Genomic DNA, 13,362 nt, shown 5'->3' with positions numbered 1-13,362 from the left:
ACCACGATGACGACAGACAACAGCGGCGACGTCCGCCTCTCCGGTATCGGCAAGACCTACGGCGCCTTCACCGCCGTACACCCGCTGGACCTGACCGTGCCCCAGGGCTCCTTCTTCGCCCTGCTCGGCGCCTCCGGCTGCGGCAAGACCACCACCCTGCGCATGATCGCGGGCCTGGAGGAGCCGACCAGCGGCACCGTGCACCTCGGCGACCAGGACGTCACCCACCTGCCGCCGTACAAGAGGCCCGTGAACACGGTCTTCCAGTCCTACGCCCTCTTCCCGCACCTCGACATCTTCGAGAACGTCGCCTTCGGGCTGCGCCGGCGTGGCATCAAGAGCGTCAAGAAGCAGGTCGAGGACATGCTGGACCTGGTCCAGCTCGGCGAGCAGGCGCGCAAGAAGCCGCACCAGCTCTCCGGCGGACAGCAGCAGCGCGTCGCCGTCGCCCGCGCGCTGATCAACCACCCCAAGGTGCTGCTGCTCGACGAGCCGCTCGGCGCCCTCGACCTCAAGCTGCGCCGCCAGATGCAGCTGGAGCTCAAGCGCATCCAGACCGAGGTCGGCATCACCTTCATCCACGTCACGCACGACCAGGAGGAGGCCATGACCATGGCCGACACGGTCGCGGTGATGAACGGCGGCCGCGTCGAACAGCTCGGCGCCCCCACCGACCTGTACGAGAACCCGAAGACGACCTTCGTCGCCAACTTCCTCGGCACCTCCAACCTGATCGAGGCCGAGGTCGACACCAGGAGCGGCGACGACATCGTGCTCAAGGCCGCCGGTGACAAGCTGGTACTGCCCGCCGCCCGATGTAGCGCCCCCGCCCCGGCCGGCGGCAAGGTGCTGGTCGGCATCCGCCCCGAGAAGATCGCGCTCGCCCACGCCGACGACGCGGGCGCCATCCCCGAGGGCCGCAACCGCCTCACCGGCACGATCGCCGACGCCAGCTTCATCGGCGTCTCCACGCAGTACGTCATCGACAGCCCGGCCTGCGCCGAACTCTCGGTCTACGTCCAGAACGTCGAGCGGGACGCCCGGCTGGTCCCCGGCGCCGACGTGGTCCTGCACTGGAGCCCCGCGCACACCTTCGGCCTGGACGCGGACCAGGCCATCGACGCGGGCACCGGGGAAGAGGTCGCCGCCTGATGTCGACGCTCACCGAGGCGCCCCCGCCGCTCGCCCCCGCCGAAGGCGCGGCCAAGCCCCCGCGCAAGCGAGGCCGGTTCACCCCGTACTGGCTGCTGCTGCCCGGCATCCTGTGGCTGGTCGTCTTCTTCGCGCTGCCGCTGGTCTACCAGGCCTCCACGTCCGTGCAGACGGGCTCCCTGGAGGAGGGCTACAAGGTCACCTGGCACTTCGCGACCTACTGGAACGCGCTGTCCGAGTACTGGCCCCAGTTCCTGCGGTCCATCTTCTACGCCGCCGGCGCCACCGTGCTGTGCCTGCTACTCGGCTACCCGCTGGCCTATCTGATCGCCTTCCGCGCGGGCCGCTGGCGCAACCTGATCATGATCCTGGTGATCGCGCCGTTCTTCACCAGCTTCCTGATCCGCACCCTGGCCTGGAAGACGATCCTCGCCGACAACGGCCCCGTGGTGCACGCGCTGAACTCGCTGCACATCCTGGACCTCACCAACTTCCTCGGCTGGACGGCCGGCGACCGGGTGCTGGCCACCCCGCTCGCGGTGGTGTGCGGACTGACGTACAACTTCCTGCCGTTCATGATCCTGCCGCTGTACACCTCGCTGGAGCGGATCGACGGCCGGCTGCACGAGGCGGCCGGCGACCTGTACGCCAAGCCGTCGACCACCTTCCGCAAGGTGACCTTCCCGCTGTCGATGCCGGGCGTGGTCTCCGGCACCCTGCTGACCTTCATCCCGGCCGCCGGCGACTACGTCAACTCCGAACTCCTCGGCTCCACCGACACCCGCATGATCGGCAATGTGATCCAGACGCAGTTCCTGCGCATCCTGGACTATCCGACGGCAGCGGCCCTCTCCTTCATCCTCATGGCCGCGATCCTGGCCATGGTGACGATCTACATCCGCCGGTCCGGGACGGAGGACCTGGTCTAAATGCCCGTCGTCAACTGGCTCAAGCGCCATCTCGTCGTCATCGCGGGACTTCTCACCCTCGCGTATCTGCTGCTGCCGAACGTCATCGTCACGGTGTTCTCCTTCAACAAACCGAAGGGGCGCTTCAATTACCAGTGGCAGCAGTTCTCGCTGGACGCCTGGAAACAGCCGTGCGGCGTCGCCGACATGTGCGATTCGCTGTCGCTCAGCCTCCAGATCGCCGTCTGGGCGACGCTGGGCGCCACCATCCTCGGCACGATGATCGCCTTCGCGCTGGTCCGCTACCGCTTCCGCGCCCGCGGCGCCATCAACTCGCTGATCTTCCTGCCGATGGCGATGCCCGAGGTCGTCATGGCCGCCTCGCTGCTCACCCTGTTCCTCAACATGGGCGCCCAGCTGGGCTTCTGGACGATCCTGATCGCCCACATCATGTTCTGTCTGAGCTTCGTCGTCACCGCGGTCAAGGCGCGTGTGATGTCGATGGACCCGCGTCTGGAGGAGGCCGCACGGGACCTGTACGCCGGGCCCGCGCAGACCTTCCTGCGGGTCACCCTGCCGATCGCGGCACCCGGAATCGCCGCGGGCGCGCTGCTGTCCTTCGCGCTCTCCTTCGACGATTTCATCATCACCAATTTCAACGCGGGATCGACCGTCACCTTCCCCATGTTCGTCTGGGGCTCGGCGCAGCGCGGAACGCCCGTTCAGATCAATGTGATCGGTACGGCCATGTTCCTGCTCGCCGTGGTGCTGGTGCTGGTGTCGATGCTGATCAACAATCGCCGTAACAGCCAGAAGGCGTAACACCGAAAAGCGCGCAGCCGAAAAGCGCGTAAACGCTCTGTAGGGAGTTGAAATCATGGCCCCAAGCGCCATGAATCGTGGCCGAGACAACTGGATCGCCTCTCTCTCCGAAGCCCAGCCGGTCCCGTACTGGCTGGAAGACCCCGGCAAGCCGGCACCCGAGCCCGCCCTCACCGGCTCCGAGACCTGCGACCTGCTGGTCGTCGGCGGCGGCTACAGCGGGCTGTGGACCGCGCTCAACGCCAAGGAGCGCGACCCGCGGCGGGACGTGGTCCTGCTGGAAGGCCGCGAGGTGGGCTGGGCCGCCTCCGGCCGCAACGGCGGCTTCTGCGCCGCCTCCCTCACCCACGGCCTGGCCAACGGGCTGACCCGCTGGCCAGGCGAGATCCACAAGCTGGAGGAGCTGGGCCGGCGCAACCTGGACGAGATCGAGGCGGCCATCGCCCGGCACGGCATCGACTGCGAGTTCGAGCGCACCGGCGAGATCGACGTGGCCACCGAGACCTACCAGGCCTGGGAGCTGCGCGACTGGCACAAGGAGCTTGAGGAACAGGGCCTCGCGGACGGGATGGACTTCCTGGACGAGGACGCCGTACGCGCCGAGGTGAACTCGCCGACCTTCAAGGCGGGCCTGTGGGACCGCCGGGGCGTGGCCATGCTGCACCCGGCGAAGCTCGCCTGGGGCCTGAAGCAGGCGTGCCTCCGGCTCGGGGTGCGGGTGTACGAGCACACGCCCGCGCTCACCCTCAAGCAGTACGGCGCCGGGATGGCCGTCCGCACCCCCTACGGCGCCGTGCGCGCCCGCAAGGTCGCCCTCGGCACCAACATCTTCCCGAGCCTGCTGCGCCGGGTGCGCTCGTACACCGTCCCGGTCTACGACTACGCGCTGATGACCGAGCCGCTGAGCAAGGAGCAGCTCGCGGAGATCGGCTGGCAGGGCCGGCAGGGGCTCGGCGACAGCGCCAACCAGTTCCACTACTTCCGGCTGTCCGCCGACAACCGGATCCTGTGGGGCGGTTACGACGCCATCCACCACTACGGGGGCCGGGTCCGGGCGGAGTACGACGACCGTCCCGAGACCTACGCCAAGCTCGCCGGGCACTTCTTCACCTGCTTCCCGCAGCTGGAGGGCGTCCGCTTCACCCACGCCTGGGGCGGCGCGATCGACACCTGCTCCCGCTTCTCGGCCTTCTTCGGCACCGCCCACCAGGACAAGGTGGCCTACGCGGCGGGCTTCACCGGCCTCGGCGTCGGCGCGACCCGCTTCGGCGCGGACGTGATGCTCGACCTGCTGGACGGGGAGCGCACCGAGCGCACCGAGCTGGAGATGGTGCGCAAGCGGCCGCTGCCGTTCCCGCCCGAGCCGTTCGCCTGGACCGGCATCGCCCTCACCAAGTGGTCGCTGGCCCGCGCGGACGCGCACGGCGGCCGCCGCAACCTGTGGCTGCGCACGATGGACAAGCTGGGCCTCGGATTCGACAGCTAGTTCGCGTGACCCAGGTCACTCCCTAGGGGCTCCGGAACCCGCGTAATGCTCCGGTACGGCCTCCCTCTCTCCTGCCGAGGCGGCGCGCCCGCGTCGCCCGCGAAGGAGAGCGGGAGGCCTTTTCGATGAGCGGGACGAAGACGGCGGTGGAGTGGCTGGCATCCGTGGCACCGGACCCGCGGGGGTGCCGCCGGGAGTGGGAGCGCAATCCGCACGGGGTCGCGCTGCTGCCCGCGGGCCGCGCCTGGGACGTGCTGATCCTCCCGGCCCACCTGGGCCATCCGACGCTGGACGTGCTGACCCGGATGCTCGGCCGCCCCGGCCCGGTGCTCGCCGACTTCGGCGACAACCGGGTCGGGTTCTTCGTGCCGCCGGGCACGGCGGAGCGCTGGCTGGGCACCGGGGTGCGCACCGCGGGGAACGGCACCTGGATCGTCGTACCGCATCCGGGCCGGGCGAGCCGGGGGGTGCGCTGGCTGGTGCCGCCGGACGGCTCGGGCACGCTGACCGACGCGGCGCTGCTGGAACTGGCGATGCACGAGGCGGCGGCGCGCCTGGTGCTGGGGCCCGAGGAGGACGAGTAGCGCGCGTGCGTCTTGACACCGGGATTGGTCTGGACCAAATTGAGTGCCGTTCCACCCTCCAACTCCCCCCTGCCCGGAGGCTCTTGTGGACCGCTCCAGACCCCTGTTCGCCCTGCTCACGGCCACGGCCCTCGCCGTGCCCGGCCTCACCGCGCTCTCGTCGGCCGCCCGCGCGGCCGACGCGGACGTGCTCCAGAACGGCGGATTCGAGTCCGGCCTCTCCGGCTGGACGTGCTCCGCCTCCTCCGGTACGACGGTCGACTCGCCGGTGCACAGCGGCAGTTCCGCGCTCCAGGCCACCCCGGCGGGCAGCGACGACGCCCAGTGCGCGCAGACGGTGAGCGTCCAGCCCGACTCGCAGTACACGCTCGCCGGTTACGTCCGGGGCTCGTACGTCTACCTGGGCGCGAGCGGCACCGGCACCACCGACGTCTCCACCTGGACCCAGTCGGCCCCGGACTGGCAGCGGCTGAGCACCACCTTCACCACGGGACCCTCGACCACCAAGGTCACGGTGTACACCCACGGTTGGTACGGCACCGGCGCCTACGACGCCGACGACCTCTCGCTCACCGGCCCCGGCGGCAGCGCCCAACCACCCGCCGTACCCGCCGGGTTGACCGCCTCCTTTGTCACCGCGACCTCCGTCGCCCTGTCCTGGTCCGCGGTGCCCGGCGCCACGGGGTACGCGGTCTACCGCGACGGCGTCAAGGTCCAGTCCGCCACCGGTACTTCGGCCACCGTCACCGGGCTCACGGCCTCGACGGCGTACAGCTTCCAGGTCACGGCGGTCGACGACGCGGGGGAGTCCGCGAGGTCGGCGGCGGTGGTCGTGACGACGAGCACCGGCGGGTCGGGCGGCGGCTCGGGCGGCGGGTCCGCAGGTCTCCCGGCGCACGCCCTCGTCGGCTACCTCCACTCCAGCTTCGCCAACGGCTCCGGCTACACCCGGCTCGCGGACGTCCCCGACAGCTGGGACGTCATCGACCTGGCCTTCGCCGAGCCCACCTCGCCCACCTCCGGGGACGTCGAGTTCACCCGCTGCCCGGTCACCGACTGCCCGAACGCGGAGAGCGACGCCGACTTCAAGGCGGCGATCAAGGCCAAGCAGGCGGCCGGCAAGAAGGTGCTGATCTCCATCGGCGGCCAGAACGGCCAGGTCCAGCTGACCACCACGGCGGCCCGTGACGCCTTCGTCTCCTCCGTCTCGAAGATCATCGACACCTACGGGCTCGACGGCCTCGACATCGACTTCGAGGGCCACTCGCTGTCCCTGGACACCAGCGACACGGACTTCAAGAACCCCACCACGCCCGTGATCGTCAACCTCATCTCGGCACTGAAGACGCTGAAGGCGAAGTACGGCGCGAAGTTCGTGCTCACCATGGCCCCGGAGACCTTCTTCGTGCAGAACGGCTACCAGTACTACGGCACCGGCAAGTGGGGCGGCCAGGACCCGCGCTGCGGCGCCTACCTCCCGGTGATCTACGCCCTGCGCGACGACCTCACCCTGCTGCACGTCCAGGACTACAACTCCGGCCCGATCATGGGCCTGGACAACCAGTACCACTCCATGGGCGGCGCCGACTTCCACATCGCCATGACCGACATGCTCCTCACCGGCTTCCCGGTGGCCGGCGACCCCGACAACGTCTTCCCGCCGCTGCGCCCCGACCAGGTGGCGATCGGCATGCCCGCCTCCACCAACGCGGGCAACGGCTACGTCGCCCCGGCCGAGGTCACCAAGACCCTGGACTGCCTGACGAAGAAGACGAACTGCGGCTCGTACACCACCCATGGCACCTGGCCGGATCTGCGCGGCCTGATGACCTGGTCGATCAACTGGGACCGCTACTCGGACTGGGAGTTCCAGAAGACGTTCGACGGCTACTTCCGCTGAACCCCGGCAGCGCGCCGAGCGCGGTCAGCAGGACCGCGCTCAGGCACCAACTGGCCAGCACGTCCAGTGGCCAGTGGTAGCCGTGGCGGACCAGGCCGTACGAGGTGCCGAGGACCAGGGCGGCGCAGAGCGCGCGGGCGGTGCGGCGGGCGGCGCGGGTGCGCAGCCAGGGCAGCAGCAGGAGGGTCGCACAGCCGTAGGCCACGGCGGCGGTCGCCGTGTGCCCGGAGGGGTAGTAGCCGGTGGCCGGGGGCACTACGGGGGTCCCCGGCCGGGCGGCCCAGTCCTTCAGCGGCACCACCAGCGCCGGGAGCAGCGCCATCAGGGCGGCGGCGGCGAGGGGCGGCAGCCACCAGCGCGGGTGCCCGGCGGCGCGGCCCCGCCACAGGGCGTACCCGATGGCGGCGACGAGGACCGGGACGGCGACCTGGACGTCGCCGAGGTCGGAGAGGAACTGCGCGAATCCGTCCGGGTGGACCAGGTCCCGGCTGAGCCGGGCGTCCGCGCGCAGCAGCGGGCCGTGGCCGACGACCTGCCAGGTGATCAGCAGGAACAGGACGGCCGGGATGCCGAGGAGGAGGGCGCGGGGGCCGGGGCGGGCGCGACGGACGGGGTGCGACACGGGGGCCAGCTTGGCAGGCGGGCGGGGGAGGGGCCGCACCGGGGCCGGTACCGGGGTCGTGTGCGCGGGCGGGCCCGGAGAATTCGGGGGCCCGGTGAATTCGGGGGCCCGGAGAAGGAGGCCGGCCGCCCCGGAACAGGGGGGGTGGTCACGGGGCGGCCGTCCGGACCGGAACGTCGCACGCCCCGGGGGGTTTGGGGCGGCGACCGTCCGATCGGTGAGGAGATCCCGGCGTCAGGCGCCGGTTGTGTGCGCGAAGGCACGACCAGGTCGAAGCTGGGGAGGCCCCGGCCTGGGGTCGTCCACGGTCCCCCGTGGACGGGGTGTATCTCTCATCTGGGTAGAACCTACGGCAGGCCGGGGCGCTTGGGCAGACGGATTCCCGTCCCGACATGCACCCCGCACACCTTCTTCACACGGCCTGCCGCAGCCGGATTCCGGGGCCTCAGATGCGGGCCAGCGCCTGCTCCACGACGTCCAGACCCTCGTTCAGCAGGTCCTCGCCGATGACCAGCGGGGGCAGGAAGCGCACCACGTTGCCGTAGGTGCCGCAGGTCAGGATCAGGACGCCCTCGGCGTGGCAGGCCTTGGCCAGCGCGGCGGTGGCCTCCGGGTTGGGCTCCTTGGTGGCGCGGTCCTTGACCAGCTCGATGGCGATCATCGCGCCGCGGCCGCGGACCTCGCCGATGACGTCGAACTTCTCGGCCATGGCGGTGAGGCGGCCCTTCATGACCTCCTCGATGCGCTTGGCCTTCGCGTTGAGGTCCAGCTCCTTCATGGTCTCGATGGCGCCGAGCGCACCGGCGCAGGCGACCGGGTTGCCGCCGTACGTGCCGCCGAGGCCGCCGGCGTGCGCCGCGTCCATGATCTCCGCGCGGCCGGTCACCGCGGCGAGCGGCAGACCGCCGGCGATGCCCTTGGCGGTGGTGATCAGGTCCGGGACGATGCCCTCGTCCTCGCAGGCGAACCACTGCCCGGTCCGGCAGAACCCGGACTGGATCTCGTCGGCGACGAAGACGATCCCGTTGTCCGCGGCGAACTGGCGGATCGCGGGCAGGAAGCCCTTGGCCGGCTCGATGAAGCCGCCCTCGCCGAGCACCGGCTCGATGATGATCGCGGCCACGTTGTCCGGGCCGACCTGCTTGGTGATCTGGTCGATGGCCTGCTTGGCGGCCTCGGGACCGGCGTTCTCCGCACCGGTCGGCCAGCGGTAGCCGTAGGCGACCGGGACGCGGTACACCTCGGGCGCGAACGGGCCGAAGCCGTGCTTGTACGGCATGTTCTTCGCCGTCAGCGCCATGGTGAGGTTGGTGCGCCCGTGGTACCCGTGGTCGAACACGACGACGGCCTGCCGCTTGGTGTACGCGCGCGCGATCTTGACGGCGTTCTCGACGGCCTCGGCGCCGGAATTGAACAGCGCGGACTTCTTGGCGTGGTCACCCGGCGTCAGCTCGGCCAGCGCCTCGGCGACGGCCACGTAGCCCTCGTACGGGGTGACCATGAAACAGGTGTGGGTGAAGTCGGCGAGCTGGGCGGAGGCGCGGCGTACGACGGCCTCGGCGGAGGCGCCGACGCTGGTCACGGCGATACCGGAGCCGAAGTCGATCAGACTGTTGCCGTCCACGTCCTCGATGACACCGCCGCCGGCGCGCGTGACGAAGACCGGCAGCGTGGAGCCCACGCCCTGGGCGACCACGGCGGTGCGGCGGGCCTGAAGCTCCTGCGACTTCGGGCCGGGGATGGCGGTGACGACGCGGCGCTCCTGCGGAAGTGCGGTCATGCGGGGCTCCTGGGGGTATTACGGACGCTTGCCTTCTTTTCTCGCAGGCTAAGACGGGTGCGGACAGTGGGGCATGCTCCATGTGGGCGTTGTGCGGTGCCGCGGTTGTCCGTGGTGGACATAGCGAGCGTACGACCGTACGGGCCCCTCGGCGCCCCACCCGGCCCCGCAACCCCCTAACTCCCCTCCGCAGGCACTAGATTGCTCGCTGACGGTGGACGGAACGGCTGGTCAGGGGGCAGGGCGGATGCACAACGACGAAACCCACAACACCCACAAAACCCAACCCGGCCCCCTACCCCACCCGGCGCGCCCCTTGGAATCACCAGCACTGCCACCGAGACCGACGGCCCCACCGGGGGCACCGCCCAGGCCCGACGGCACGGCCTTCCTGACCTGGCTGCGTACACCCCGCCCCGAGGCGCCGCCCGGAGTCTGGCGGTTCGGGCACCGCAGCCGCCCCCGGCAGGAGCCCGAGCGGACCCCCGGCCACCAGCTGATCGGCGGCGCGCTGATCGCCTTGCTCGTGGCCTGGCTGGTGTGGTCCCTGCTGTCGCACGGCTATCTCGGCAGCTGGTGGGTGCTGCCGGTCCGCCTGCTCGCTCCGGACTCCTGGCAGAACAGCGACAGCGCGGTCGCGCAGGCCATCCTGTGGGACGGCTACTCCCTCCTCGTCGTCGTCCTCCTGCTGGTCGTCGTCGGCCGCCTCGGCCGCTGGGGCGAGGTCTGGCGCCGGTACGGTCCGCCCGCCTGGCGGCCCGCGCTGCCGGTGTCCGAGCGTCCGCCCGCCCCCGACCACGACCCCGCCGAGTTCCCCCACCTCCGTGCCGCCGGGGCGCAGGAGGCTGCCGAGCGGCTGGCGCGGGAGGCGAAGGCCGGGCTGATGCGGGACGTGGACCACGCCCGGATCGACCGGGCCTGGCAGGCGGTGCGGTCGGGGCGGCACAGCCTGGCCGCGTTCACCGGAGCCGTGGCGAAGGACGGCTCCGCCGCCTGCGCGCACCCCTCCGGCCAGCGCGACCTGCCCGTCCGCCAGGCGAGGCACGACCTGCTCACCGGCCAGGTCCGGCTCGGCGCCACCGCCGACGACCCCCGCAACCCCTACCACTACCGCGGCACCGGCCTCGGTCTCGGCCCCGACCTGCTCGGCACCTCCCTGCTGGCCGTCGGCCCGGCCGGCTCCGGCAAGACCGGCACCCTGGTCCGGCCGCTCGCCGAGTCGCTGTGCCTGCACGCCCTCGCGGGCCGCGCCTCGGTCGTGGTCGTCGGCGCGGCCGGCGCGGGACTCGGCCCGGCGGAGTCGTACGACGTCGTGATCCGCGTCGGCCAGCCGGATTCCGCCTACGACCTCGACCTGTACGGTGGCACGACCGACCCCGACGAAGCCGCCGTCATACTGGCCGAGGCCCTCGTCGGCGACCTGGCCGACCCGCATCCGGGCAGCGACAGCCGCCGCTCCACCACCATCCTCGCCCAGTTGCTCGGACCCTTCCGTGCCGTCCACGGCCGCTTCCCCTCCGTGCCCGAGCTGCGCGGGCTCCTCGACGGCGGGGCCGGCCCGCTGAACGCCCTGCGGAAGGCGCTGACGGGTACCAGCCACGAGTCGCTGCTGCGCGAACTGGACGCCAGAGAGCGGCAGATGGCCCACCCCGGCGACATCGGCAGCGTGCTCGCCGACCGGATCGCTCTGCTCGACCGGCCCGCCTTCGCCTCCTTCTTCGATACCTCCGGGAGCACCCGGCCGTTCTCGCTCAAGGCACTCGACCACCCGGTCCGGGTGCGCATCGACCTGCCGCAGCGGGGCCACGCCGACGCCTCCCGGATCCTGGCGCGGCTGGTGCTCGCCCAGTTCACGGCCGCCGTGGCGGTCCGCGAGGACCGGTCGCTGTTCGCCTGCCTGATCCTGGACGACGCCACCGGTGTCGTCACCCCGGAGGCCGTGCGCGGCATCCAGCGGCTGCGGTCGGCGAACGCCGGCGCGGTGCTCACCCTGCGCACCCTGGACGACGTGCCCCGACCGTTGCGCGGCCCGCTGCTCGGCACCGTCGGCTGCCGGATGGCGCTGTCCGGGCTCACCCCCTGGGACGGGCAGGACTTCGCCGAGGTGTGGGGAAAGGAGTGGACGGAGACGCGGGATGTCACCGACCGGCAGATCATCGCCGAGACCCCGGCCGGCAAGGCCGTCCACATGGTGCGCCGGGTCATCACCGGCAAGGCGCCCACCGCCCGCGCCGTCACCGTCCGCCAAGTAGAACGCGAACGCTGGTCCGCCTCCGAGTTGGCGCACGGGGTTCCCGCCGGGCACGCCGTGTTGTCGTTGACCAGTGTGCGGGGGGAGCACGCGCCTCCGTTGCTGGTGGATCTGAGGGCCTGATCGGATGGGGAAGCCGAGGGGGTGAAGGGGGCGGCGGGGGATCGTACGGTGAGGCAGAATCGGGGGTGGTCGTTGGTACGCGGCGGCCAAGACAAATCCCCGTCACCGTGAAGGCACCATGCCCCCGACGCTCGCCTCACTCGTCCACCACTCGGCGCTGAAGCTGACCGTCCGGGCCGGCGCCGACCGCCTCGACGTGCCCGTGCGCTGGGCGCACGTCAGCGAGCTCGCCGACCCCGTGCCGTACATGGAGGGCGGCGAACTCCTCCTGATCACCGCGCTCAAGCTGGACGCCGAGGACCCGGAGGCCATGCGCCGGTACGTGCACCGCCTCGCCGGCGCCGGCGTCGTCGGGCTCGGCTTCGCCGTCGGGGTGAACTACGAGGAGATCCCCAAGGCCCTCGTCGACGCCTGCGCGGACGAACCCCTGCCGCTCCTCGAAGTCCCCCGCCGCACCCCCTTCCTCGCCATCAGCAAGGCCGTCTCCGCCGCCATCGCCGCCGACCAGTACCGCGCCGTCACCGCCGGCTTCGCCGCCCAGCGCGAGCTGACCAAACAGGCCCTGAACGCCGGCCCTGAGGGCCTGCTCACCGCCCTCGCCGCCCAGCTCGACGGCTGGGCCGCGCTCTACGACGCCTCCGGCACCGTCGTCGCCGCCGCCCCCGACTGGGCCGGCCGCCGCGCCGCCCGCCTCACCGGCGAGGTGGAACGGCTCCGGGAGCGGGCCGCCCCCGCCTCCTCCGTGGTCGGCGGCCCCGAGCACGAGGACCGCGTCGAGCTGCACTCCCTGGGCACCGGTCGCCGCACCCGCGCCGCCCTCGCCGTCGGCACCGCCGCCGCGCCGGGCACCGCCGAGCGGTACGCCGTACATTCCGCCATCGCCCTGCTCACCCTCACCACCGAGCGCTCCCGCTCCCTGCACGCCGCCGAGCAGCGCATCGGCACCGCCGTCCTGCGCATGCTGCTCGCCGGGGAACCCGACCACGCCCGCGCCGTCGCCGGCGACCTGTACGGCAGGCTGCTGGACGCGCCGTTCCGGATGATCGTCGCCGAGTCCGTGCCCGCGGCGCGCGGGACCGGCGGCGACCGGCTCGGCACCCTCGCGGAGACCCTGGAGGCCGCCGCCGCGCGCTCCGGCGAGGCGGTGCTGGTGGTGCCGGAGGGCGAGCGGCTCGTCGTCCTGGCCGCGGACGGCGGCGCGGCGGTGGCCGCCTGCGCCGCCCGCGCGGCCGAGCTGGAGACGGCCCGCACCAGCCCCGAGCACACGGCCGCGGACGAGGACGAATTCGTCGTGGGCCTGTCCGCGCCGGCCGGCCCCATCGCCGCCGCGGCCGCCTACAAGCAGGCCGAGCAGTCGCTGTCGGTGGCCCGGCGCCGCGGCCGGGTCCTGGTCGAGCACGAGCAGCTGGCCGCCGGCTCCGTGCTGCCGCTGCTCGCCGACGACGCCGTGAAGGCGTTCGCCGACGGGCTGCTGCGCGCGCTGTACGAGCACGACGCCACCGGCCGCGGTGACCTGGTCGCCTCCCTGCGCGCCTGGCTCTCCCGGCACGGTCAGTGGGACGCGGCCGCCGCCGACCTGGGCGTGCACCGGCACACCCTGCGCTACCGGATGCGCCGGGTCGAGGAGATCCTCGGGCGTTCCCTGGACGACCCCGACGTGCGCATGGAGCTGTGGCTCGCGCTGAAGGCCACCGCGACCGATCAGTAGTAGTCCAATCAGTAGTGGCCACGGCG

General features: G+C 71.9%; 10 protein-coding genes and 1 pseudogene. 8 read left to right on the top strand and 3 right to left on the bottom strand.

What is annotated here, in order from left to right:
• Positions 1–6 precede the first annotated feature (6 nt).
• The 6 genes from AC069R_RS11710 to AC069R_RS11685 all read left to right on the top strand — a co-directional run bounded on the left by AC069R_RS11710 (position 7) and on the right by AC069R_RS11685 (position 6,852).
• Positions 7–1,152 (top strand): ABC transporter ATP-binding protein, encoded by a 1,146-nt coding sequence (locus AC069R_RS11710; protein ID WP_478766872.1) that lies wholly within the window; start codon positions 7–9, stop codon positions 1,150–1,152.
• Positions 1,152–2,081, top strand: coding sequence for an ABC transporter permease (locus AC069R_RS11705; protein ID WP_397983761.1), 930 nt, complete (start codon positions 1,152–1,154; stop codon positions 2,079–2,081). The genes AC069R_RS11710 and AC069R_RS11705 overlap by 1 nt, the downstream gene beginning before the upstream one ends.
• On the top strand, positions 2,082–2,882 hold the full coding sequence (locus AC069R_RS11700) for an ABC transporter permease (protein WP_478766604.1): 801 nt from the start codon (positions 2,082–2,084) through the stop codon (positions 2,880–2,882).
• A gap of 55 nt (positions 2,883–2,937) precedes the next feature.
• A complete protein-coding gene (locus AC069R_RS11695; protein ID WP_478766602.1) occupies positions 2,938–4,368 on the top strand; it encodes an NAD(P)/FAD-dependent oxidoreductase in 1,431 nt (476 codons plus the stop codon).
• 125 nt (positions 4,369–4,493) lie between these two features.
• A complete protein-coding gene (locus AC069R_RS11690) occupies positions 4,494–4,952 on the top strand; it encodes a hypothetical protein (RefSeq protein ID WP_397983758.1) in 459 nt (152 codons plus the stop codon).
• Positions 4,953–5,037: 85 nt separating this feature from the next.
• On the top strand, positions 5,038–6,852 hold the full coding sequence (locus tag AC069R_RS11685; protein ID WP_478766600.1) for a chitinase: 1,815 nt from the start codon (positions 5,038–5,040) through the stop codon (positions 6,850–6,852).
• On the opposite strand, the gene AC069R_RS11680 is transcribed toward AC069R_RS11685, so the two are convergent.
• From AC069R_RS11680 to gabT, 3 genes and pseudogenes are all read right to left on the bottom strand, one after another.
• Positions 6,791–7,474 (bottom strand): phosphatase PAP2 family protein, encoded by a 684-nt coding sequence (locus AC069R_RS11680; protein ID WP_478766598.1) that lies wholly within the window; start codon positions 7,472–7,474, stop codon positions 6,791–6,793. The two genes, AC069R_RS11685 and AC069R_RS11680, sit on opposite strands and share 62 nt — an antisense overlap.
• A gap of 122 nt (positions 7,475–7,596) precedes the next feature.
• A pseudogene (locus tag AC069R_RS11675) lies at positions 7,597–7,810 on the bottom strand (phosphatase PAP2 family protein); the annotation flags it as partial.
• Positions 7,811–7,919: 109 nt separating this feature from the next.
• Complete coding sequence (gene gabT / locus AC069R_RS11670; protein WP_478766597.1) at positions 7,920–9,254, bottom strand: 4-aminobutyrate--2-oxoglutarate transaminase; 1,335 nt, start codon at positions 9,252–9,254, stop codon at positions 7,920–7,922.
• A gap of 331 nt (positions 9,255–9,585) precedes the next feature.
• On the opposite strand from gabT, the gene AC069R_RS11665 reads away from it, so the two are divergent.
• Positions 9,586–11,628, top strand: coding sequence for an ATP-binding protein (locus AC069R_RS11665; protein ID WP_478766871.1), 2,043 nt, complete (start codon positions 9,586–9,588; stop codon positions 11,626–11,628).
• Positions 11,629–11,746: 118 nt separating this feature from the next.
• Positions 11,747–13,336: a PucR family transcriptional regulator gene (locus AC069R_RS11660; RefSeq protein WP_478766595.1), complete on the top strand. Its 1,590-nt coding sequence runs from the start codon at positions 11,747–11,749 to the stop codon at positions 13,334–13,336.
• The last annotated feature ends 26 nt before the right edge of the window (positions 13,337–13,362 follow it).

Source organism: Streptomyces sp. NPDC043952, assembly GCF_056435325.1.
Note: the sequence above shows the minus strand (reverse complement) of the source record. Positions and strands in the feature narration are given on the sequence as shown.

Excerpts from the sequence above, each read along its gene's own strand:
- AC069R_RS11690 (WP_397983758.1), top strand. The coding sequence starts at position 4,494 with ATGAGCGGGACGAAGACGGCGGTGGAGTGGCTGGCATCCGTGGCACCG.
- AC069R_RS11710 (WP_478766872.1), top strand. The coding sequence starts at position 7 with ATGACGACAGACAACAGCGGCGACGTCCGCCTCTCCGGTATCGGCAAG.
- AC069R_RS11700 (WP_478766604.1), top strand. The coding sequence starts at position 2,082 with ATGCCCGTCGTCAACTGGCTCAAGCGCCATCTCGTCGTCATCGCGGGA.
- AC069R_RS11705 (WP_397983761.1), top strand. The coding sequence starts at position 1,152 with ATGTCGACGCTCACCGAGGCGCCCCCGCCGCTCGCCCCCGCCGAAGGC.
- gabT (WP_478766597.1), bottom strand. The coding sequence starts at position 9,254 with ATGACCGCACTTCCGCAGGAGCGCCGCGTCGTCACCGCCATCCCCGGC.
- AC069R_RS11660 (WP_478766595.1), top strand. The coding sequence starts at position 11,747 with ATGCCCCCGACGCTCGCCTCACTCGTCCACCACTCGGCGCTGAAGCTG.
- AC069R_RS11695 (WP_478766602.1), top strand. The coding sequence starts at position 2,938 with ATGGCCCCAAGCGCCATGAATCGTGGCCGAGACAACTGGATCGCCTCT.